Source organism: Psychrobacillus sp. Z16_25, assembly GCF_056856695.1.
The window spans coordinates 21,732-43,844 of record NZ_JBXEOV010000019.1 but is presented as its reverse complement, the minus strand read 5'-3'; the positions used below and the strand labels follow the sequence as shown (position 1 = coordinate 43,844).

Annotated in this window: 19 protein-coding genes and 1 other RNA gene; 13 read left to right on the top strand and 7 right to left on the bottom strand. The window is 38.9% G+C overall.

Translation table 11 applies throughout. The features are described from left to right. Positions 1–58 precede the first annotated feature (58 nt). Complete coding sequence (locus tag AC1VU3_RS15335; RefSeq protein WP_480389935.1) at positions 59–781, bottom strand: class I SAM-dependent methyltransferase; 723 nt, start codon at positions 779–781, stop codon at positions 59–61. Continuing rightward, positions 781–1,452 carry a hypothetical protein gene (locus AC1VU3_RS15330; protein WP_480389936.1) on the bottom strand — a complete coding sequence of 224 codons (672 nt, stop codon included), beginning with the start codon at positions 1,450–1,452 and terminating at the stop codon, positions 781–783. The genes AC1VU3_RS15335 and AC1VU3_RS15330 overlap by 1 nt, the downstream gene beginning before the upstream one ends. A 273-nt stretch (positions 1,453–1,725) precedes the next feature. Between AC1VU3_RS15330 and AC1VU3_RS15325 the strand changes: the two genes are divergently transcribed. From AC1VU3_RS15325 to AC1VU3_RS15305, 5 genes are all read left to right on the top strand, one after another. Further along, positions 1,726–2,499, top strand: a complete 774-nt coding sequence (locus AC1VU3_RS15325) for a gluconate 2-dehydrogenase subunit 3 family protein (protein WP_480389937.1) — start codon at positions 1,726–1,728, stop codon at positions 2,497–2,499. An 18-nt stretch (positions 2,500–2,517) separates the two neighbouring features. Further along, complete coding sequence (locus AC1VU3_RS15320; RefSeq protein ID WP_482983916.1) at positions 2,518–4,233, top strand: GMC family oxidoreductase; 1,716 nt, start codon at positions 2,518–2,520, stop codon at positions 4,231–4,233. A gap of 409 nt (positions 4,234–4,642) precedes the next feature. Next, positions 4,643–5,812 (top strand): N-acetylglucosamine-6-phosphate deacetylase, encoded by a 1,170-nt coding sequence (gene nagA, locus AC1VU3_RS15315; protein WP_480389939.1) that lies wholly within the window; start codon positions 4,643–4,645, stop codon positions 5,810–5,812. A gap of 1 nt (position 5,813) precedes the next feature. Then, positions 5,814–6,518 (top strand): glucosamine-6-phosphate deaminase, encoded by a 705-nt coding sequence (gene nagB, locus AC1VU3_RS15310; protein ID WP_480389973.1) that lies wholly within the window; start codon positions 5,814–5,816, stop codon positions 6,516–6,518. Between the two features lie 255 nt (positions 6,519–6,773). Next, positions 6,774–7,508 carry a class I SAM-dependent methyltransferase gene (locus AC1VU3_RS15305; protein WP_480389940.1) on the top strand — a complete coding sequence of 245 codons (735 nt, stop codon included), beginning with the start codon at positions 6,774–6,776 and terminating at the stop codon, positions 7,506–7,508. Positions 7,509–7,833: 325 nt separating this feature from the next. On the opposite strand, the gene AC1VU3_RS15300 is transcribed toward AC1VU3_RS15305, so the two are convergent. Next, on the bottom strand, positions 7,834–8,463 hold the full coding sequence (locus AC1VU3_RS15300) for an alpha/beta hydrolase (RefSeq protein ID WP_480389941.1): 630 nt from the start codon (positions 8,461–8,463) through the stop codon (positions 7,834–7,836). A 298-nt stretch (positions 8,464–8,761) separates the two neighbouring features. Here AC1VU3_RS15300 and cypC point away from each other — a divergent pair, with 298 nt between their 5' ends. After that, positions 8,762–10,018 carry a CYP152 family fatty-acid peroxygenase CypC gene (gene cypC, locus AC1VU3_RS15295; RefSeq protein WP_482983915.1) on the top strand — a complete coding sequence of 419 codons (1,257 nt, stop codon included), beginning with the start codon at positions 8,762–8,764 and terminating at the stop codon, positions 10,016–10,018. A 90-nt stretch (positions 10,019–10,108) separates the two neighbouring features. Next, positions 10,109–10,369 carry a metal-sensitive transcriptional regulator gene (locus AC1VU3_RS15290; protein ID WP_482983914.1) on the top strand — a complete coding sequence of 87 codons (261 nt, stop codon included), beginning with the start codon at positions 10,109–10,111 and terminating at the stop codon, positions 10,367–10,369. Positions 10,370–10,482: 113 nt separating this feature from the next. Here AC1VU3_RS15290 and AC1VU3_RS15285 read toward each other — a convergent pair whose 3' ends face one another. Further along, positions 10,483–11,652 (bottom strand): M20 metallopeptidase family protein, encoded by a 1,170-nt coding sequence (locus AC1VU3_RS15285; RefSeq protein WP_480389944.1) that lies wholly within the window; start codon positions 11,650–11,652, stop codon positions 10,483–10,485. Between the two features lie 246 nt (positions 11,653–11,898). Here AC1VU3_RS15285 and AC1VU3_RS15280 point away from each other — a divergent pair, with 246 nt between their 5' ends. Further along, the gene (locus tag AC1VU3_RS15280) at positions 11,899–12,423 is read left to right on the top strand and encodes a YhcN/YlaJ family sporulation lipoprotein (protein WP_480389945.1); all 525 of its coding nucleotides are present in this window, start codon (positions 11,899–11,901) and stop codon (positions 12,421–12,423) included. A gap of 82 nt (positions 12,424–12,505) precedes the next feature. On the opposite strand, the gene AC1VU3_RS15275 is transcribed toward AC1VU3_RS15280, so the two are convergent. Both AC1VU3_RS15275 and AC1VU3_RS15270 read right to left on the bottom strand, forming a co-directional pair. Further along, positions 12,506–14,029: a solute symporter family protein gene (locus AC1VU3_RS15275; protein WP_480389974.1), complete on the bottom strand. Its 1,524-nt coding sequence runs from the start codon at positions 14,027–14,029 to the stop codon at positions 12,506–12,508. A gap of 2 nt (positions 14,030–14,031) precedes the next feature. Then, a complete protein-coding gene (locus AC1VU3_RS15270; protein WP_480389946.1) occupies positions 14,032–14,439 on the bottom strand; it encodes a DUF485 domain-containing protein in 408 nt (135 codons plus the stop codon). Between the two features lie 279 nt (positions 14,440–14,718). Between AC1VU3_RS15270 and AC1VU3_RS15265 the strand changes: the two genes are divergently transcribed. Both AC1VU3_RS15265 and AC1VU3_RS15260 read left to right on the top strand, forming a co-directional pair. Then, the gene (locus AC1VU3_RS15265) at positions 14,719–18,516 is read left to right on the top strand and encodes a DEAD/DEAH box helicase (RefSeq protein ID WP_480389947.1); all 3,798 of its coding nucleotides are present in this window, start codon (positions 14,719–14,721) and stop codon (positions 18,514–18,516) included. Positions 18,517–18,528: 12 nt separating this feature from the next. After that, complete coding sequence (locus AC1VU3_RS15260) at positions 18,529–19,284, top strand: hypothetical protein (protein ID WP_480389948.1); 756 nt, start codon at positions 18,529–18,531, stop codon at positions 19,282–19,284. A 189-nt stretch (positions 19,285–19,473) separates the two neighbouring features. Here AC1VU3_RS15260 and AC1VU3_RS15255 read toward each other — a convergent pair whose 3' ends face one another. Then, complete coding sequence (locus AC1VU3_RS15255) at positions 19,474–20,280, bottom strand: S1C family serine protease (protein ID WP_480389949.1); 807 nt, start codon at positions 20,278–20,280, stop codon at positions 19,474–19,476. A gap of 112 nt (positions 20,281–20,392) precedes the next feature. On the opposite strand from AC1VU3_RS15255, the gene ssrS reads away from it, so the two are divergent. The 3 genes from ssrS to AC1VU3_RS15240 all read left to right on the top strand — a co-directional run bounded on the left by ssrS (position 20,393) and on the right by AC1VU3_RS15240 (position 22,078). Continuing rightward, positions 20,393–20,589, top strand: a non-coding RNA gene (gene ssrS, locus AC1VU3_RS15250) — 6S RNA. Positions 20,590–20,819: 230 nt separating this feature from the next. After that, the gene (locus AC1VU3_RS15245; RefSeq protein ID WP_480389950.1) at positions 20,820–21,527 is read left to right on the top strand and encodes a 3D domain-containing protein; all 708 of its coding nucleotides are present in this window, start codon (positions 20,820–20,822) and stop codon (positions 21,525–21,527) included. 191 nt (positions 21,528–21,718) lie between these two features. Next, complete coding sequence (locus AC1VU3_RS15240) at positions 21,719–22,078, top strand: MerR family transcriptional regulator (protein WP_480389951.1); 360 nt, start codon at positions 21,719–21,721, stop codon at positions 22,076–22,078. Positions 22,079–22,113: the final 35 nt, after the last annotated feature.

Here is a 22,113-nt window from a genome sequence, read left to right as displayed (position 1 = left end):
TAAAAGCCCGATTGGTTCAACTAATGATTGGTGGGGGATGAAAGAAAACCCCCACCAATCAAAGTTTCACTTTATTATTTATAGATTTAACAATAAGAAATTGGGGATTATTTAGTAGATGTTTAAATCTCTCAGGGTATAGTGCTTTAAATTCCTGTGTTGGTAATGGCTCCACAAGTTTTTTAATTGTGAAATACTTGCTTGTAACATTTATAATTGATTGAAGTGGTCTATGGTAAAAGGGGACTTCATATTTTTTTCCTTCTTTGTCCCATGTATCTAAAAGTAGCTCTGTAGAATAGTAATTCGCTTCTTTGCTTAAGAGAGTTGTATCAGAAAAAGGATGGTGTACTGAGTATAGTAAGTATCCGTCTGGCTTTAATACTCTCTTGAACTCTTGAAACGTCAAATTCCAATCTTTAAGATAATGAAGGGTTAAAGAGCTTAAAATGATATCGAAGGAGCTATCTTGAAAAGGCAGTTCTTCCTCTATATCCAAACAGAAAATCTTTGCCTTGTCTCCTAGACGTTGCTTAGTAGCTACAACCATATCTTCACTTACATCTACCGCAGTTACATTTGCCCCTCTTTGCAGAAGGATATCAGCGTACCATCCAGCAGCACAGCCTGCGTCAAGGACATCATTCCCTTGTAAATCTTGTGCTAGCTCTGAAAGCATTGCTGGCCTTTCGTATTCCGCATTAAAGAAACTTTTTGTATCGACTGTAGTTGCATAAACGGTGGATAGCTGATTGAATACTTCTATTATTTTGTCCTTCATTATAAATTTAAGTAATTCTCTTCAATAATTTTCATTAAAAGTCCTAATGTACGACCTTTAAAAGCATCGGGTACTGGTTTCTGATCAGGGGTAGCATAATAGCAATACGAGCCGTCTTGACATGTATAACCTAGCTCCTCTAACGATTCCTTTAATAGGAGAGGAATATCCTTTAAACCAGTTGTTTCTTTAAAATAGTCACTGATTGCTACCTTTACATCTAGATCGTTTTTACCGGTAGAAACGATAAATAAATCATTTTCTCCCTGCACGATCCACTGGTCCTTCGAGTAGAGGGAGATTCTTTTACCTTCTAATGAAACAATTCCATTTAAGTTAACTCCAAAAATATTATTTACCATGTAGCGAACTTCCTCGCCTGAAATATCCTTGTCTTGAGTTCTAAGTAGATAGTTTAAAGCTTCTTTTGGGGACGGATTTTTCAAAGATTCTAGTAGTTCGCTGTTTAAAACAGCCGCCTTTTGTAAATCAATTGCAAAGACCTTTTGGACAAAATCAAATACTGTTTCAGCAGAGATTTTAATATTCAGCGAAAAGTATTCATCCATCAATTGTAATTTCGTTTTATCCTCTAGTTCTGCTTCTGTTAGAGTAACTCCTTGCTCAGAATATGATCTTTTTAGTTCTTCTAGAATTCCGACATTAACCATCCATCCATCCTCCTTATAATTAAAAGGGTATAATTCACAATTATATCCTAGGGATAAGGTATTTTATAGAAATAAATTATAAAAAATGTAAAAAATAATGTGTACATTTTAGCAAAATAGGAGTATTATAGAAAAGTTCTTTAGTGCCAATATTTTCTAAAACTCATTATAAAGTATTAGAATCTTAAATGGGTAAATAGACCGCTTTTTTTTGGTTCTTTATTTACTTAGGTAAATAGTTAGACAATTCATTTTTTTGAGGAGGTTCTCTATATGTCAGAAAAGGATACGAAAGTTCCTATTTTAGATAAACGTTCTTCAAGACGTACATTTATCAAAAACTCTGGTTTGACAGTTGGTGGAGTTGTATTAGGGGGAGCTCTAGGAAGTCTTCTAGGAAAAGACAGTTCTACAGCTACAGAAAAACATAGCCCAGTAACAGCATCCGTTAATTACAACCAAGCTCTTATGTTCTTTGATAAAACACAATTTGATACAGTGGAAGCTGCAGCTGAACAAATCTTCCCGAAAACAGATATAGGGCCCGGGGCGAAAGAATTGCTTGTAACTTACTACATTGATCACCAGCTTGCTGGCCCGTTTGGTTTGAACTCAAAAGAATATATGACTGGACCATTTTATCCAGGGGAAGCTGTTCCGGAACAAGGTTACCAAACACATTTGAACCGTCAGCAAATCTTTAATCTAGGGATTATTGCGTTAAATAAAGAAGCAATTGCTAGATCAAAAGCTAAAAAAAGCTTTGCTGCTTTATCCGAAGAGGAGCAAATCGAAATACTGAAGGATTTTGAAGCAAACAAAGTAAAAATTCAGGGGGCAGTAAGTTCTTCTTACTTCTTTAGCTTACTTAGAAAAATGACGATTGAGGGAGCATACGCTGACCCGATGTATGGTGGAAACAAAGATATGGCTGGTTGGAAAATGAAAAACTTCCCAGGTCACCAAGGTAACTATATAGGCACATTGGAAAAAGATGAATTCGTGAAGATTGCTCCACAAAGCTTAAATTCACAGCATCAACATTAAGAGAAAAGGTGAGAGACTGTGGCAACAAAATTACCAAAAACAGATATAGTTTTAGTAGGTGTTGGTTGGACAGGCGGTATTATCGCAGCAGAGCTTACTAAAAAAGGATATAAGGTTGTAGGGATTGAACGTGGGAAAGAACGTACAACTGCTGATTATATGATGGCGCATGATGAGCTTCGTTATGCGGAGCGTAAAGAAATGATGCAAGACTTATCGAAAGAAACACTAACATTTAGACATAATACAAGACAACGTGCACTTCCTTATCGAGAGTGGGGAAGCTTCTTAATTGGTGAAGGAACTGGTGGTTCAGGTGAGCACTGGAATGGCCAAACATTCCGTTTCTTACCGTACGACTTTGAGATTTATTCCGAAACAGTTAAACGTTATGGTAAAGGTAAAATTCCTAAAGGCATGATGCTTCAGGACTGGGGGATTACCTATAAAGAGCTTGAACCATATTTCGATCAATTCGATTTAATGACAGGTATTTCCGGAGAGCCAAACCCATTACCAGGGTCTCCTCAAGTTAAGTACCCAAATCCACCAATGATTGAAACGCCTGTTACTGCTTTATTTAAAAAAGCATCAAATGAACTAGGCTATCATCCTTACCATATGCCGTCTAATAACTTATCTCAGGCTTACACAAATCCTGATGGAGTAGCTCGTGCTGCTTGTCAATATTGTGGGTTCTGTGAGCGCTTCGGCTGTGAATATGGAGCAAAAGCGTCTCCAATCGTAACTGTATTACCGGTTGCTCAAGAAACTGGTAACTTCGAAGTGCGTCCTCACAGTGTTGTTCGTCGTGTATTACACACGGATGGAAAAGCAACGGGAGTTCTTTATGTAGATACTCGTACAGGTGAAGAATTTATTCAAGAGGCAGAAGTGGTGGTTGTTTCAGCGTACCAACTAAACAACATTAAAATTCTTTTAAATTCTAAGATGGGCCGCCCTTATGATCCGACAACGGGTACAGGTGTAATCGGAAGAAACTACGCTTATCAAACTTACCTAGGAAGAGCAGTAGGATTCTTTGATAAAGAGTACAATATTTATGGTGGAGCAGGAGCTCTTGGTGCACAAATTGATGACTTCAATGGTGACTTCTTCGATCACTCTAACTTAGACTTCTTGCATGGGGCAACTATCCATATTACGCAATTAGGTGATCGTCCGATTGCAAACAATAATGTTCCTGATGGCACACCAAGCTGGGGTAAAGAATTTAAAGATGCATCTGTAAACAATGCAAACCGTGCATTACTTATTAAAGCGCAAGGTGCATCTCTTCCATGGCAAGACAACTATATTGACTTAGATCCTACTTATAAAGATGCATTTGGAGATCCATTACTTCGAATGACATTCAACTGGAAAGATCAAGACCGTAACCTAATGAAATTCATGGGTGAGAAATCTGCAGAAATTATGAAACAAATGGGTGCAAAAGAGGTTAGTATGGGGGGAGCAAATATTGCTGACTACGATATCCGTAACTACCAATCTACGCACAATACAGGTGGAGTTATTATGGGTGCTGACCCAGAAACTAGTGCATTGAACAGCTATCTACAAATGTGGGATTTTGAAAATGTATTCGTTCCAGGTGCAAGCGCATTTACACATAACTCTGGTTACAACCCAACAAACACAGTTGGAGCTTTAGCTTACCGTGCTGCTGAAGGTATTGAAAAATACTTGAAAAACGGTGGAAGTTTAGTTTAATTTTTAATAAGTATAGAATTAGTCAACGAATTCTTAGTTATTAAAGCAAATATAGTCAACAACAAACAATTAGTTAACGTAGACATCTCCCTGGCAAAGGAGATGTCTTTTTTGTATTTCTTTTCGACAGCACACATAACAATTTCGTATAATATTAAAATATTTGAAACTGGGTTGTAAATAATATTTCAACTATTTCATCATTAATTCATATGGTTAGTAGACAGGAACGGAGAAGTTGCTTTATAGGCTTTAAGGATAGATTTTGGTGGAAACCGATATATTGTTCATGACAATAGCTTCTAGGCAATTTTATACGACAATCACTTACTTAGACGAAACAAGGGAAGCTATGGAGATATACAAAAACAGACCTACACAAGAAAGAAAAGTGAGGAGAAACTATCCAATGAGAAATACACTTATCCAAAATGTCCGGATTTGTTTAGAGGATGGTCGAATGGTAGATGGAGAAATTCTGATAAAGGATGGAAAAATTCATGAGATTTCGGAGCGCCGTATATTGGTTGCTGCTGAAGAGACAATAGATGCAACAGGACTAATAGCGATTCCAGGTTTTATTGATATTCATATTCATGGAGCGGTGGGTGCGGATTTCATGGATGGTACAGTAGAAGCTGCATGTAAAATAGCTACTTATTTGCCTTCTGAGGGAACAACCTCCTACTTGGCTACAACCTTGACACAATCTTCTGAAGCGATAAAGAACGCAATAGCGGCTAATCGGCAAATGCTTGAAAAACAACACCCCTTTGGGGCAGAAATGCTCGGATTTCATCTGGAAGGTCCCTTTATTCATTCGGAGCAAGCAGGAGCACAGCCAAAACAATTTATTCAGGCTCCTTCAAGTGAGCTTTTGAAGGAATGGTTTGGTGATAAGCTAGAGAACTTAAAGATTGTAACACTTGCTCCAGAGTTAGATAAGCAGTTTGACCTAATCAGAATGCTCTCTGAAAAGGGTATTATTAGCTCTGCAGGTCATTCTAAGGCTAGCTTTCAAGAAATCAGTGATGCAATGGAAGTTGGTCTATCTCATCTTACGCATTATGCTAATGCGATGACAGGTCTCCATCATCGAGAGGTCGGGATGGTTGGCGCAGGATTATTATTAGATGAGCTATATTGTGAGGTAATCGCCGATGGGGTCCACCTGTCCGAGGATATGCTTCGGCTGCTAGTTAAAATAATTGGATCTGAAAGGATGGTTCTTATCACAGATTCTATGAGAGCAAAAGGACTGTCTGATGGAAGCTATACACTAGCAAATCAACAAGTGCAGGTGTATGAACAAAAAGCTGTTTTAGAGGACGGAACATTAGCGGGTAGTGTTCTTAGGATGAATGAGGGAGTAGCGAGGATGCAGCGAATATCCGCTTGGTCGATGGAGGAGATAATAAGGATTTCATCTAAAAACGCTGCAAAACGATTAGGAGTGTATGATAGAAAAGGTAGTATTACCGTTGGAAAGGATGCAGATATTGTTCTGGTCAATGATGTCTTTAAGGTTTGCTACACTTTTTGTAAAGGTGGACTGAGCTATTCCAATGAAGCAAAATAATATGAAATGGATACACGTTAATAACTACGATGAAATGAGTAAGCAGGCTGCATTGATTTTTAAGAAACAGATAGAGGAAAAACCCGATAGTGTGCTAGGCCTTGCAACTGGTGGTACTCCTATCGGTTTTTATCAAGAGCTTATAAAGCTATATCAGCAAGGACTTTCTTTTTCGAAGGTGAAAACCTTTAATTTAGATGAGTATGTTGGAATTTCTCCGCAAGATGTAACAAGCTATCATACTTATATGCAAGAGCATTTATTCCGGCACATTGATACTCCAAGTGAGAATATTCATCTTCCAAATGGCTTGGCAGAAGATTTAGATGCAGAGTGTAAGAGATATGAGGCATCTATCGCAGCATGTGAAGGAATTGATTTGCAACTATTAGGAATAGGGGTCAATGGACATATAGGATTTAATGAGCCTGGAACACCTTTTTCGTCAACTACACATGTAGTGACACTGGCAGAGCAAACAAGATTAGAAAATGCCAAGTACTTTCCTGAGGGGCAGGAGGTACCTGAACAAGCGATTACAATGGGAATCAAGACAATCATGGGGGCAAAGAAAATAGTGTTGCTAGCATTTGGAGAAAATAAAATGAATACCATGCAACAATTTCGAGAAGGACCGGTAACAGAGAGTATTCCAGCTAGTCGTCTAAAGGAGCATCCGAATGTAGAAATTATTTGTGGAAGATAGATTTGGGGAGGAGAAGGATGTATGACAGAGTTAATCCTATATCCACATCTTACAGTTTACGAAATATAGCATTTAGCTTGAAGCATCGTAAAAAGATTAAGCCTTGCCCCCAAGGTCAAATGGGTACCAAGTTCTTCCTGGCCGTTCCCCGATTGCTTGTCGGGGCAGAGATAGTCACTTGTACATTTTTGGTGACAGTATATCTATTGGGTAATTATTCATGTAAAATTATCCAGAAAGAAAAGGGGGATCAAGATGGATTATAAGGGATCTAGTGTTTATGACCAAGAGGCGTTTTTTGCTAGCTATATGGAGAGAAGAAATAGAAAACAAAGTCCAAATATTGCAATTGAAGGTCCTATTATATTCGAGCTAATAGGAAGTTCCGAAGGATACACTGTTCTAGATCTAGGATGTGGAGATGCATCCTTTGGTAGGGAACTCCTTTTAGAGAAGGGAATCCTATCTTATACGGGTCTTGAGGGATCTTTCCAAATGAGAGCTGCTGCATTAGAAAATGTAAAAGGGTTAAATGGAGAGATTGTAGCCGGAACGATGGAGACATTTGAATATCCAGAAGAGAGCTTCGACCTTGTAACCTCTCGTTTTGCTATCCATTACGTAGAGGATATTCAGAAGCTTTTTGAACAAATTTATAAGACATTGAAGCGGGATGGACGGTTTGTTTTTAGTGTCCAGCACCCACTGACCACCTCATCCTTTAAAAGCAAGCAAGCTGGAGAGAAACGGGAGGATTGGATTGTGGATGATTATTTTCATGAGGGTGAAAGGAAGGAACCTTGGATTAATCAGTCAGTCGTAAAATATCATCGGACATTGGAAACGTATTTTCAGGCGCTCCGGAATGCAGGCTTTAACATTGTGGATATGCGGGAAGGAAAACCGGAAAGGGAAAATTTTCTGGAGGAAGAAGAATATCAGCGGAGACAAAGAATTCCGTTAGTATTGGCCTTTTCTTGTGTGAAATAGCTATGGGCTGTTGATTAAAGTGTCCGTTAAATTTTCTGTGCAGCCTAACTCTCGTTTGGGGGTAGTTTACTCTCGTTCAACTAGAGGTTAATCTCGCTCATGAAGGAGTTACTCTCGGATAGAGCAGAAATACTCTCGTTCAGGTCCTTTACTCTCGTTCGAGAGGTAGATACTCTCATTCAGTGTAGATTTACTCTCATTTAGAATGGTGGAATGGCATGACAAGTGGCCGCTAGATTTCCAGTGTATCTTTGCTATCTTTCATCGTTTTCACCTTCCAACTAACAATAAAAAAACCGGCCCTAAGAGCCGGTTTTTAGATGTTTTATATATGCTTTAAAAATTCTACTAAATCCCTATGATTTTCAGGAACAACCCCGTGACCTTCACCATAAGTTTTAAAGGTTACTTCTGCTCCGGCATCTTCAAAATATTCCATGCTCTCGACTCCACGTATAGTCGGGATTATATAATCATACTCTCCATGAGAGATAAAGATTTTTAAATGATCAATTGTAGATTTTCTGTATTCATCCCTGACAAAGTCCGGTAAGTATCCGCTTAACGCTACCACCGCTTGAATTTCTTTACCCATTGTAATACCTAAAGTTTGGGCCAGTACTGCACCTTGACTAAAGCCTAGGATAACAATTTTGGATGGATCCAGTTTATATTCATTGATTGCCTCTCTTATAAACGCTTGAATATGTACGATTATTTGGTCAAAGACGTGACGTTCAGGTTTTCCTTCCTCTTCAATTGTAAAAAAAGCATAACCAGGATTATGTACAATTGGTCCTCTTAGGCTAAAGAGATGGTGGGTATCTTTAAATTCTTGGACAAGCTGTGGTAAGTCTTCCTCGTTGCTTCCCATACCATGTAATAAAAAGATGGCTGGCATATTATCTACTAATTCCTTTGGTTCCAAATGTTTATATGTAAAAGGTGATTTCATCTAAAACCTTCCTCTCTTGCAATAGTATTACCTATTTTACCATACTCTTTATCCCGCATTAAGGGACAGTTAGACTCCCACTTCAAGATGGCAAAAGAAATGAGACAGCTAAGTGGGAGATCAACTGTCCCTAAAAACCCGATTGGTTCAACTAATGATTGGTGGGGGATGAAGGAAAACCCCCACCAATCAAAGTTTCACTTTATTGTTTTTCTGTTAGTTGCACCTTGCAATAGTTTTATTAAGCATAAAAAGGGAAGCAATTAGTAAGAATAGATATATAAGGGAGTGAGCTATCATGAAGGATCCAAGGGAAATACCAAAAGAAGAAGGAATAGACCATAGTCTGACGCTTTTAAGGGAAGGGTATTTGTTTGTACCAAATAGAAGGAAGGCCTTTGCTTCCGATATATTCGAAACGCGCCTGCTAGGAAAGAAAGCAATTTGTTTGGGAGGCAAGGAAGCAGCAGAGCTTTTTTATGATAATGAAAAGTTTATTCGAAACGGTGCGGCTCCCAACCGAGTAAAGAAGACACTATTTGGAGAAGGAGCTGTTCAAACTTTAGATGGCCCAGAGCATCGTAATCGTAAAGCAATGCTTCTAGCAGCGATGGCTCCAGAATGTATGGAAAGATTAAAAGATATAACTCAAAAATGCTGGCAAGCTGAAATACTAGAATGGGAAAAACAAGAAGAAATAATTGTATATGAGGAAGCAAAAAAGCTTCTTTGTAAAATTGCCTGCAAATGGGCAGGTGTTCCTTTAGTGGAGGGAGAAGAAAAACAAAAGAGTGTACTGCTAGGAAAGCTTTTTGAATCTCCCGCAGCAATGGGTCCGGAACATTGGGCGGGTAGAAGGGCAAGGAGAGAAGCAGAGGAATGGATTGAAAGGTTAGTAAAAGAGGTTCGGTTAGGTCAATTGAATCCCCCTAAGGGTTCAGCATTACAAATTTTTTCATTCCATAAGGACCTGCGTGGTGAGCTATTAGATGCCAAAATAGTGGCAGTGGAAGTAATAAATGTGCTACGTCCTATTATTGCAATCTCTGTGTATCTAAGTTTTACTGCACTTGCTGTTATTCAGTATCCTCAAGAGAGAGAAAAGCTAGATTTGAAGGAAGAAAAATATAAAAAGACGTTTATTCAAGAGGTTCGAAGGTTTTATCCTTTCTTTCCAACAGCGGTAGCAAAGGTGAAAAAGGACTTTACTTGGAAAGGATATCAATTTGAGGAAGGAACACTTACGCTTCTTGATTTATATGGAACAAACCATGACCCGAACCTTTGGGAAAACCCTGAGTTGTTCAGACCAGAGAGGTTTTTAGAATGGCAAGACTCTACTTTTAGCTTTATCCCTCAAGGAGGGGGAGAGTTTGACTTGGGGCATAGGTGTGCTGGAGAATGGGTGACAATTGAAATCATGAAAATAAGCTTAGACTTCTTCGTTAACCGAATAGATTTTGATGTTCCGCAACAAGATTTAAGCTTTAGCTTTGTCGAGATTCCTAGCATTCCAAAAAGTAAAATTAGATTAAGGAATGTAAGAAGGAAGTAAAAAACACAGCTGATATCTGCATCAGCTGTATTTCTTAGATAGGGTGAATAGAGCTATTATCGATATACTGCCAAGAGGGAGGCGAGAGGAATGGAGTTTGATGCGAAAACACTCAACCGTGTTAGACGTATGGAAGGTCAATTACGTGGTGTTTTACGTATGATGGAGGAAGGGAAAGATTGTAAGGAAGTAATTACACAACTTAGCGCCGTGAGATCAGCCGTGGACCGAACAATTGGCGTCATTGTAAGCGAAAACTTGGTAGAATGTGTACGACAGGCAGAAGGAAAAGGAGAAAGGATGGACGCTGCTATTCAGGAGGCAGTAAATCTATTGGTTAGAAGTAGATAAGCCTCCAACTCCCTTCCTTTATTTGTAGCATTGGGTGTAGCGATAATAGTAAAAATCTAGATGTGAATTTCTAAAAAAATCGACGGTTTAAGTCTGCCGTCGATTTTGACTAGCTATATCAGCTGGTAGTCCAGCGCAGCCTTCCCTAACGTTTTGGCAGCAATTAGCATTGCCTTTTCATCGAAATCAAACCGAGGGCTATGGTGTGGATAAGCTTCTCCAGCTGGTCTTGCTCCTGTAAAAAAGAAAGTACCGGGAACCTTTTCTAAATAGTAAGCAAAGTCTTCTCCAATCATTAGTAGCTCTGATTCCTTTACATGCTGTATGTCCGGAATCGAGGTTGCTATCCTTGTGAGATAGTGTGTTTCTTTTTCATGGTTGATGACTGGTGGATAACCTCGCTCGTAAGTAAGAGAATAAGTACAATCTGCTGCAATACAGGTGCCTTCTACCACTCTCTTTAGCTCTCTCTCCATTAAATCTCGCATCTCAGGAGTAAATGTACGGATCGTGCCACTTAGCTTTGCAGTATCTGCTATTATATTAAATGCGTTTTCAGCCACAAAAGATCCCACAGAAAGAACTGCGGCCTCTGTTGGATTAACACGTCTCGATACGATTTGCTGTAAGTTTACAACTAATTGGGAAGCAATGGCTATAGCATCTTTTGTATCGTGTGGTGTTGCCCCGTGACCACCTTTTCCTTGAATAGTTAGGATAAAACGATCGGCTGAAGCCATAATCGGTCCCTTCCTATAAGTGATTGTACCGAGAGGTGTTTGGGACCATAAGTGTGTGCCGAAAATAACTTCGACACCTTCTAAACAACCAGCCTCAATCATCGGCTTAGCACCTCCGGGAGCATACTCCTCTGCATGCTGGTGTATAAATACATACTCTCCTGCTAGTTCTTCTCGAATTTCATTAATTGCTTTTGCTAAGGTCAGCAAGGCTGCAGTATGACCATCATGACCACAAGCATGCATCACACCTGGTACGGTAGATTTATACGGAACTTCCTTCTCGTCTTGAATAGGTAATGCATCAAAGTCTGCACGTAATGCTACCGTTTTACCTGGTTTAGCACCTTTAATTTTAGCAACTACACCATTCCCTCCAACATGCCCCTTATAAGAGATCCCTAATTTCTCATAGTATGCTTGAATATACCGGGAAGTATTATATTCCTTAAAAGAAACCTCCGGGTGCATATGTAAATATCTTCTAATATCAACCATTTCTCCGTATGATTCCTCTAACAGTTTAAATAATGTGCTACTCATAAAATACCTCCTTATTAACATCCTCAAAATTATGTATGCAGTAAAAGTAGAAGTTATCTTTCATTCGACTCTTAAAACAAGTTGCTATTCAGGGAGAAATTTTCTTAATCGTACATCGATCTTAAGTTATAGTTACATTATAACAGAAAATTCCGTCTATAATTTATCGTTTCTAACTATATTCTTATGCATATTTCCAAATCTCCTACACATCCTATTCACATAAACATAGAAGGAGGAATTAATATGTCAAAAATAACTAAATTATTATCTCTGCTATTGTTGGTGGGCTTTTTAGTTGCATGTGGAAATAATGATGATAATGCAAATGACAATAACAATAATAGTAATGGTACTTCCACAAACGACAATGCAGAAACAAATACTAACAATGGGGGTACAGAAGGTACTGGAAATAATACTGTATCTTCAAACGACAATCAAAAGGTAGATGTTGCAGACGAAGCTGCAGCTAAAATTGCTGAACTAGAAGAAGTAGAAACAGCACACGTGCTAGTGACGGAAAATAACGCATACGTGGCTGTGAAAACGAAAAACGGAAATGAAGGCGGCAAGGACCTCGAGCAAAAAATTGGTGACAAAGCTAGAGAGGCTGGAAAAGATTTTAATAATGTATACGTATCTCTTGATCCAGATTTCTTTGAGCGAATAAAAGGTTATGGAGAGAAAATTAAAGCAGGGGAGCCTATCGAAGGGTTCTATGACGAATTTAAGACTACCTTAAAGGATGTATTCCCAGACGCAAATTAAATAAATGTGCGGAGAATATATAAAAGCATGGAAATTACCAATCAGTAAATTTCCATGCTTTTTTATTTTATTACCTGTCATTTTACTTAAGGCCTATATTCGCTTTAACATCCACCTCTGCATACTTTTTAGCATCTGCACGTGAACCAATTAAAGTTCCAACTATACCTCCTATGAATCCAATAGGAACAGAGAATACGGCAGGGTTTGTTAATGGGAATAAAGCTTCGCCGTTTAATAGGTGTGTTCCATCTGTTCCCCAAATATTAGGACTCAGGGCAACGAGTACAATCGCAGAAATTAGACCCGATAGAATGGCAGTCATAGCACCAGTAGTATTGAATTTCTTCCAGTAGATTGTATAGATAATAACTGGAAGGTTCGCGCTAGCTGCAATACAGAAAGCAATAGATACTAAAAATGCTACGTTCATTGTCTGTGCGCCGAGTGCTAAAACAATCGAGATTAAGGAAACTCCAACTGCTGCAAAGCGTGCGGCTTTCATTTGCTCTTTTTCTGTTATTTTCCCTTTTTTAATAATTTGCCCATAAATATCATGAGCGAAAGCAGAAGCACCTGATAATACTAGCCCTGCCACAACAGCAAGGATAGTTGCAAATGCAACCGCTGCTACAAAGGACATTAAGGCGTCTCCACCTAGAGCTTGGGCTAACAAAGGAGCAGCCATATTACCAGCAGGGTTCGCTGCAATAATTACCTCTGATTTTACTAAGGCAGCTGCACCAAAGCCAAGGAAGATAGTTAATACATAGAATATACCAACAATCCAAGTAGCATAAATAACAGAGCTGCGAGCCGTTTTAGCATCCTTTACTGTAAAGAAGCGCATCAGAATGTGAGGTAAACCAGCTGTCCCTAAAACTAGTGCAATCATCATTGAGATGGTATCTAGCCCGTTTGTATACTTTACCCCAGCGTTTAAATAAGCTTCGCCATGTGGGGTAGCACTTTTCATCTCTGTAAACATGGAGAAAATATTAAAGTTAAAGTGAAGGAGCACAAGGAAAGAAATAATTACTGTTCCTAGCATCAATAGAACGGCCTTGATAATTTGAACCCAGCTTGTGGCCGCCATTCCACCCCATAGTACATAGACGGTCATCATAACACCAACGATTAACACAGCAACCCAATATTCAATACCAAGAAGAAGTTTAATAAGTGCTCCTGCCCCTACTAGCTGTGCAATCATATAAAATAATACGATGGTAATTGTGCTGATCGCTGCTGCTCCACGAACCTTTTTCTGATTAAACCTTGCAGTAATCATATCCGCTAATGTGTATTTCCCTAAATTTCTTAATGGCTCGGCTACAATGTATAGCACCACTAAGTATGCAACTAAATAGCCGACGCTATAGAAAAATCCATCAAATCCGAAAAGTGCAATAGCACCAGCAATCCCTAAGAAGGATGCCGCTGAAAGATAATCTCCAGCAATTGCTATTCCGTTTTGCCAGCCGGTTAACCCTCCGCCGGCAGTATAAAATTCACTCGCAGAATTTGTTCGTTTTGAAGCTATATACGTAACAAATAGTGTTAGAAGAACAATTCCTACAAAAAATACTAAACCTATCGCACTTATATTCAAGCGTAATCACCGGCCTTTTCTTTTTCTATAATTTCATCTGCATCTTTATCAAAACCGTTTGCTTTACTTACATAAATCATACAAAGAGTCCAAGTCATAATAAACTGTGCAAGCGCAAGTATCCAAACCCATGTAATATCACCAATTGCTGGTTCGTTTAGAATAGTGGTATAAGAGGTTAAGATAGGCAAACTAATATAAAACAACAAGAAAAATATAGTAATAGGAAGGATAAATTTTACTTTTCGTTTTTTTAAGGCTTTAAATTCCTTGCTTTCTGAAATAGCAACATAGTTGTGGATATGTTCATCCTTTCGCTTATTTGATTCCACCTCTTTCTTGGAATTTTTTTGATCGGGGCTAGGACTATCTGATTTGAAAACGCTTTCTAAATTCTTCGTCATCTCCATACCTCCTACTAAATATTTCAGTTTTCGGAATATTCAGCCTTAAACTGTATTACTATTCTAATTTAAACAGAAGGAAAATATCAATAAAAAAGTTCATAAAATGGACAAAAAAATAAATTTTGGTAAACGAATAGAAAAATAGATTAGTAAAAAGGGGTGTATATAAGAAATTTCCTAAAACCTAACAAAATTTTTTATCTGTAAGCCAATTTAAGATTGAGAGAAAAAGTGCTAGGATATAAAGGTTGGAGAATAATAAAGGAGGTCCTGTTCATGAGTTTAGCTAAAACCCTAGAAAAAACGATACGATGCAACTTGAAAATAACAAATAACGCACGTAAAGGGATACAGGAATGGTCAACTGATGAACATGACTTTTTTCGAATGCAAGAGTCTTACCATGTTTATATTGAAAAAAAGCCACTAAATGCACATGGAAATGTAACTGTATCCATCTATTTTGATAATGATTCCAATAAAAAGCTTTCTGAGATCCTTGGAGGAAAAGTAGCTGTTTTAGAATGCGTGCTTCAGAATGATGGTTTTCTAGCTACAGCACTTATTATTAGAGGAGCCAATACACCTGTCGTAACAAATAGAAGATTAGCGGTATCTTTAAGTTTTGTGACAGCTAAAAACAATGGTGCTGGACTTCCGTTGTCTTTACATACATTGATTCGGGATCTTCCAGTTGCGGAGGAAAGGTCTGAGTATGTAAAAAAACGGATTTCAAGCTGGGAAGGTTACTTAAAAATACAAGAAAAAAATGCAGATGTAGAAGATATAACGATAAGCTTTACCCATCTTCATTTTAACGAAGACTTCAGTCGCATGACTGTACATGGAACTCAGCTAGAAGCAAAGGCTTGGGGAAAGTTAAAGGGCCTTAGTGCAAGTATTAAAGGGATGACTGGAGAAGTCGGCGACGTACTAAGAGCAGACAAAGCAAAAAAACTCATTGAGGTGGAGGTTAGACCTCGATTTCGAGAAGTTGCTAGAAAAAATCAAGTAAATACAAGCTCAAAGGAAATGGTCTTTAGTAATTTTGCCACTCTCAGTCAAATTAGACGTCTTCGAAAGGGCTTTGAAGACTTACAAAATGGATTGGCGGCAAACCCAAATTTAGAGAAGATATTATTTGAGGATAGACCGACCGTACGTATACACCAGAAGAACAAAGAGCTTGAATTTCATAACCGGCTGAACGAATATCAGCGTGAAGCTGTTATTGGTGCAGTTTCTTCTGAAGATCTTTATGTCATTCAAGGACCCCCTGGAACAGGGAAAACAACTGTTATTTCAGAAATCTGTCAACAGAATGCAAAAGCAGGTCTCCGAACCTTGGTAGCCTCTCAATCTAACCTTGCAGTAGACAATGCATTAGGCCGACTCCTTTCTAATAAAGATATTCGGATTCTTCGTTTTGGTAGAACAGAAAGTATCGAAGAGGAAGGGAAAAAATTTATAGAGGAGAATGTAGGCCTCTACTGGAAAGAACAGACCTATGCTGCCTTAAGCAAAGAAATAGAAGAGCATCCTTTAAAGGAAGGACAGCTTAAGGAGAGGTTATCAGACTTAGAAAAAGAGATAACGGATATAGGTGTGCAAATAAAGACACTGGAAGAAAAGATTGTTGAAAAAGAGAAGGCTCAAAAGAAACAAGAGGAAACGCTACAAGAAATAAGGGCACTTAAGAAGACATTAATCCGCTGGAAGAAGGAGCAGGAGGAGCAAGAGAACGAGCTTGCAAAACTTCAGACCGAGAGAGCCAAACTGATAGAAGAGACAAATAAACTCGAGGGGTTTATAGCTTCTCATTCGTCCATTCAGCAGATAACAGATGAGCTAAGTGTATTGGCGGTAGAGATAGATAGGACAAATCGAGAGATTGCCTTCCAAGAAAAGTCTTTCACATATAAACAGATAGAAGAGGAATTAGAAAAGACGAAAGAAGAATATCGTCTTATTCAGCTGAAATCCGGACAATCTGAGCAGCTCGTTGAACAAGTAAATGCCATTAAAAAATTTGACGAATTGAAGAAAAAGATAGACGATATCGGATTGACTCCTTCTTTCTTGCTTAATCAGCAAATGGAAGAATTGGATGCCATCATTGAAAAAATTAAAAGCTTTGCAGATTGGCAAGAAGTAAATGCAAGACTTGCAGCTGCAATAGACTATCTGGAAAGACTATTGAAAAAGAAAAATGTAGCGGTCGAAAACATCCTCCAAAATGCAGGAAGAAGTGGGATCGTTTACGATTCTAGCTATACCGTAAAGGAAATCCATCAATTTATGGACCGTATGAAGTCTATCCTTGCTTCGGAAGACGATGTGAACGCGGAAAAGCTTAGTATACTTCTTGAAGGCTGTTATGTAAGAAGGAAGTATGTTTGGAAGCAAGGAGAAATGCTTCAGCACGCAAAACAGAGCACTACTACTAAATATCAATCGATTAAGCAGGAGTTGGCTAAGCAAATCCGTTCAGAGGCGTTACATTATGAGCCTAAAAAAAGAGACTTAGCAAATAAAAACTTGGCATACTCTCAGCAATTGGGACAGTTAAAGGCTCAGCTTGAGAGTATGAATATAGCTGATTCAGAGACAATGCCTGGTCTTGCTGAACTAAAACACTCTCTCCAGAGCCATCAAAAGAAGCAAGAGGAATTAAAAAAGGTAGAAGATACCGTTATAAACTATGCAAAGCGCTTAAGCCATCATTCGGAAAAATTAGCTAAAATGAGCGAACGAATGGAAGAGCTTCGAACGAAAATAGAAAGCTGTGAGCAAGAAGTAAAGAAAATCAATGTGGCTGGTGTAGCGTTAGAAAAAGCTTTCACGAGTTTGGAGGAACTAATAAAGTCAAATCCAGAAGCAGAGCTAGAGAGTACAAAGATAGATAAAAAAGTGCTAGAGCAGGAGAAAAAGGAATGTGAGCAGCAGCTAGCAAGTCTACCAATAACCCAAGCTCTTCAAAAGCAATGGGCAGAATTTCTACAGGATGCCAACGATCATGACTTGGATGAGATCCGCAAGCTTTATGTAAGACATGCCAACTTGATTGGGACAACCTGTGTAGCCTCTGCTCGCAAGGAGTTTATGGAAAACTATCCGACATTTGATGTAGTAATCATCGATGAGGTTTCAAAGGCAACACCTCCAGAATTGCTGTTGCCAATGCTAAAAGGAAAGAAAATCATCTTGGTTGGAGATCATCATCAGCTTCCTCCACTTGTTGGAGAGGATACATTAGAGGAAACGTTACAAGCCATTTTAGAAGAAAGTGATAACTTTGAGGAAAAAGAAGAGCTGAAAAAGCTATTAAAGGAGTCTTTATTCGAAAGATTGTTCAAAAATCTGCCGAGTAGCCATAAGACGATGCTAGCTATTCAATATCGTATGCACGAAAACATTATGAATACGATCACACCGTTCTACGAGGAAGAAAACTATCGCCTTCAATGTGGTCTTACAGACTCGGATAGTATGCGTGATCACTTATTAGAATCACGTTATGTGAAGAGGCAGGATCATTTGTTATGGCTTGATATGCCAAACGAAAGCAAATACTTTGAAGAAAGAATGAAGGATGGGAAAAGTAGATTTAACCAGGCAGAGCTGGATAAAATCCGAGAAGTGCTTTTTGATCTGGATAGAGCAACAGAGGCTGCTATTAAAGAGGGTAGGATGGCTCCAGGTGAAAAGAAAAGTGTCGGGGTTATTAGCTTCTACGGAGAACAGGTAAAGAGAATCGATCGACTTATTCAACAGGAAATTAGCTTGAAGCATCTCCACCTTCGTACAGGGACCGTGGATAAGTTCCAAGGGATGGAGATGGATGTCATTATTCTAAGTATGGTTCGAAACAACCAAGAGAAGAGTGGAGATATCGGGTTTGCCAACGACTACCGAAGATTAAATGTGGCGCTGTCTCGCGCAAGAGAATTGCTGATGCTTGTGGGTAGTACAGAGATGTTCACAAAGCGTGCGAAACAAAGGAGTTCACGAGAAATGTACGGTCGTCTATTAAAGGTGGTCAAATCCCAAAACGGCTTAAGAACAGTCAACTAGAGGTGTCGAATCATGCAAGAATTACAGAAACGCTTAAGAAGAGAGCTCGAGCAAGATAAAAATGTTCAAATCATGGAAACTGCAGAATGGTGTGTCCCTGTTTATACCATTGAGGTGACATACCGTCCCATTAAGCGAATAAAGATGGATGTGCTGATGAAAATGATGCTCCTCTCGTTTCAGCAAGCGGAGATTGAAGGTAGCAAACAGCTTAGCGAGATTCTATTGGTAGAGCAGCTGTTTATAGACGACTTGATAGGATTGATGAAAAAGTCAGGCTTGATTACTGTGACAAATGAAAGGATCTTCCTTACCTCCAAAGGCGAGGAGCAGTTAAGTAAAGGTATCTTTGAGGAAGAGCAGGAGCCTGAAACAGAGGGGCTGCTATATAGTCAAACGCACGATCTATTTTTACCTGGGGAGATAAAGCCAGCGTTGGAAGGAGAAGAGCATCTTCAGGTATTCAGGTATACTCCAGAGAAGAGACTCGCACGCTTTCGCTGGGAGGAAGAGACTGTGGTCGAGGCCTTAATTAAGAAAGGGGTAGAGGAGCATAGTGAACTGCAAATAGTGATTGGTGATATTGTATCCACCGAAGAATTATATGTAGATGATGTTCCTTGCTTTGAGTTTCTTTTATTTAACGAAAAGGAAGATTTGTTTTATACGAGAGTATGGAATACGTTGACGGATGAGTGGGATAGTGTATTAGAGCAACAGATACAGGAGAAAGAGAAGACGACCTGGAGAGAGAAGTACCTTGGATAATTGGTAGGAGAATGAACGGAAAAGTGGTCGCTGTTAAATTTGAATAAAGCTCGCTTAAGGAAAAAAGAAGTGCTTATGATTCTATAAAATGATATGAATCATAAGCGCTTCTTTAATTTTATACCTTCGGTTCTCCGCTGCATCGGACGCTTTCCCAGTGGCTAATAGGGTGGGGTCCGGCTACTTTTCTTATTCTATTTGTTGGTGAAAGTATTCGATAGGAATAAATAAGCCTACTTTTCCATGTTCCTCGTGTTTCATGGTGGCAAAGACTACACCAATTACTTTTCCATCTTCATTTAGAACAGGGCTCCCGCTATTTCCTCGGTAAACTGGGGCTTGGATCATCATGACTGGTTGCTCCCAATCCTTCAGCTGGTAATATTCTAAGATGGTTCCTTCATTTGCGATATCCAAGAAGCCTAAAGGATTTCCGATAAAGGTAATAAGTTCTCCCTGATCTGCAGTAAGTTGATCAGCTAGCTCAAGATAGGGAAGGCCATCTTCTTCTACTTGTAAAACAGCTAAGTCTATGTCAGGATATGTATCCACCACTTCTGCACGGAATCTTCCTGCCTCGGGAAAGTTGACTGTCACTTGGTTACTTCCTTCAATGACATGGTAATTAGTGAGGAGGGTTCCATCCTCAGATATGGCAAAGCCAGTTCCTCTGCTATTATCATTTATCACGGTCACTACTGCCTCCTTGTAGGCGGCGATATCTTCTTGTGTGGAAAGTCTAGCAGATGTTTTGGCGAATTCTACGGCAGGTATGGAAAACGTTTGAAATAACAATCCTGCTGTGTTGAATACAAGGACAAGAGCAATCAGATAAAAGATCCATCTGGGAAAGGGTGCTTTCGGTTTGGGTGGATTTCTTCTTTCTTCGGCAGCTTTTTCTACTGCTTCTCTTTGAGCTTCTAAAACGAGAAGGCGTAGCTCCTCATCATCGATATCCTCTTCCCATTCGCTTTTCGTTCTATCGTTTGGATCCATGGTTTCGCATCCTCCTTGGTCCAGTTGTTAGTTCTATTATACATAAAGTCAAAATGGAAAAGCATACAAACATTTCCCTTGATATTCTGGAGGTGTGGGTATATTATATGTACATAGGCTGCGTTGTACGTATCAATATAAAGTTTTAACCTTTAAGCTGTAACAGGGAGTTTTATATAGAAACTGGAATGACAGGCTTCATTCTCTTCGGACAATGAAGACAAGCAGGAGAGTTTCTGCGAACACCCACTTTGAGGAGTGGTGGTTTAAAACTTCTATATTTTCAAGTACGGCAAAGGCGGCTTACCTAATCGTATATTATAGTGTCTAATATGCATTCTCCAATGGAGGGTGCTTTTTTTGTTGCTTGTAAAAGGTGGTTAATACAAGGAAATGGAGACTTGCTATCCCCTCCTAATAAAAATTACATTGAAATAGTGTGTTACACATTTATTATATTCCTATAATTTATTTGCAATGGCTTTGTCATGTGGACATGTTAAGCTAGGGTCGTTAGTGAAAAGGAGGAATTTCATTTTATGAAGAAACAAATTGTAGCACTAACTGCTTTAGCAGGGCTTTCTTTCGGAATTGCAGGTCAAGCATCTGCTTCAAGCATCCACACGGTAGAGAAGGGTGATACCCTTTGGTCTATTTCACAAGAGAATAATGTTAATGTCCAAGCTATCCAAGAATGGAACGACTTGGACTCCACAATTATATATCCAGAACAACAACTTAATTTTCAGGAATCAAGTAAGGTATATGTCGTAGAAGTAGGTGATACACTTTACAGTATTGCACAAGAGCAGGGCATTTCTATCAACAATTTGATGTCGTCTAATCAGCTGACAAGTGATTTAATTCATCCGGGTGATCGATTAAATGTAAGTGGAGGAGCGGTAAAGGCAGCAGCCATCTCAAAAAAAGAAGCGGAGAGTAAACCAGCTGACGCTTCAAAAGAGCTAACTGTAACGGCGACAGCCTATACGGCTTCCTGTGATGGCTGCTCAGGTGTAACAGCTACTGGAATTGATTTAATCGCAAATCCAAATCAAAAGGTAGTCGCTGTTGATCCTTCCGTTATTCCATTGGGCTCAAAAGTTTGGGTAGAAGGATATGGAGAAGCGATTGCAGGCGATGTTGGTGGAGCTATTAAAGGAAATAAAGTAGATGTTTTCATCCCTTCTTATGAGGATGCGATGAACTGGGGAATAAAAACTGTTAAGGTGAAAATCCTAGATTAATCAAACTTAAAACTAGTAAAACTAAATAATATTTTACAATACGTCTCGTTTAAACAATAACGAGGCGTATTTTTATTTACATATAAAACTATGGATTTTTTCGAACCATCACGTTATACTTAGAACTATAACGTGATGGTTTGGGGTGATTTGATGGGAACGAGAAATTAAAAATTGGTGAGCTTGCTGCAATGACTAATGTGACAAAAAGAACCATTGATTATTATACAAATCTCGGGCTCCTTCAAGTAGAGCGCTCGGCATCTAATTATCGGTATTACGATTCCGCTATGGTGGAACAATTGCGCTGGATAGAAGAGCAAAAGGCTAATGGAAAATGTTTAGACGAGATTCGAAAGCAACTCACTCAAACTGCAACTAGAGAAGAAGAAATTGATATACAAGAAATAAGGTTACAAATGCGTAAGCTTGAGAAGGATGTAGTTAAGCTCATGGCGAATATGGATGAGAACCAAAAGCAAGCTGTTAAGAAAAAGGTTTCTCCAGATAGCGTGGCACTCATCCAATCATTAATTCTATTATTACCTTAGGAGGTGACGTTCTACTTCGCGAGTAGAACAACTTA

Coding starts and splice junctions, on each gene's coding strand:
- AC1VU3_RS15335 (WP_480389935.1), bottom strand. CDS start 781: ATGAAGGACAAAATAATAGAAGTATTCAATCAGCTATCCACCGTTTAT.
- AC1VU3_RS15330 (WP_480389936.1), bottom strand. CDS start 1,452: ATGGTTAATGTCGGAATTCTAGAAGAACTAAAAAGATCATATTCTGAG.
- AC1VU3_RS15325 (WP_480389937.1), top strand. CDS start 1,726: ATGTCAGAAAAGGATACGAAAGTTCCTATTTTAGATAAACGTTCTTCA.
- nagA (WP_480389939.1), top strand. CDS start 4,643: ATGAGAAATACACTTATCCAAAATGTCCGGATTTGTTTAGAGGATGGT.
- nagB (WP_480389973.1), top strand. CDS start 5,814: ATGAAATGGATACACGTTAATAACTACGATGAAATGAGTAAGCAGGCT.
- AC1VU3_RS15305 (WP_480389940.1), top strand. CDS start 6,774: ATGGATTATAAGGGATCTAGTGTTTATGACCAAGAGGCGTTTTTTGCT.
- AC1VU3_RS15300 (WP_480389941.1), bottom strand. CDS start 8,463: ATGAAATCACCTTTTACATATAAACATTTGGAACCAAAGGAATTAGTA.
- cypC (WP_482983915.1), top strand. CDS start 8,762: ATGAAGGATCCAAGGGAAATACCAAAAGAAGAAGGAATAGACCATAGT.
- AC1VU3_RS15290 (WP_482983914.1), top strand. CDS start 10,109: ATGGAGTTTGATGCGAAAACACTCAACCGTGTTAGACGTATGGAAGGT.
- AC1VU3_RS15285 (WP_480389944.1), bottom strand. CDS start 11,652: ATGAGTAGCACATTATTTAAACTGTTAGAGGAATCATACGGAGAAATG.
- AC1VU3_RS15280 (WP_480389945.1), top strand. CDS start 11,899: ATGTCAAAAATAACTAAATTATTATCTCTGCTATTGTTGGTGGGCTTT.
- AC1VU3_RS15270 (WP_480389946.1), bottom strand. CDS start 14,439: ATGACGAAGAATTTAGAAAGCGTTTTCAAATCAGATAGTCCTAGCCCC.
- AC1VU3_RS15265 (WP_480389947.1), top strand. CDS start 14,719: ATGAGTTTAGCTAAAACCCTAGAAAAAACGATACGATGCAACTTGAAA.
- AC1VU3_RS15260 (WP_480389948.1), top strand. CDS start 18,529: ATGCAAGAATTACAGAAACGCTTAAGAAGAGAGCTCGAGCAAGATAAA.
- AC1VU3_RS15255 (WP_480389949.1), bottom strand. CDS start 20,280: ATGGATCCAAACGATAGAACGAAAAGCGAATGGGAAGAGGATATCGAT.
- AC1VU3_RS15245 (WP_480389950.1), top strand. CDS start 20,820: ATGAAGAAACAAATTGTAGCACTAACTGCTTTAGCAGGGCTTTCTTTC.
- AC1VU3_RS15240 (WP_480389951.1), top strand. CDS start 21,719: ATGACTAATGTGACAAAAAGAACCATTGATTATTATACAAATCTCGGG.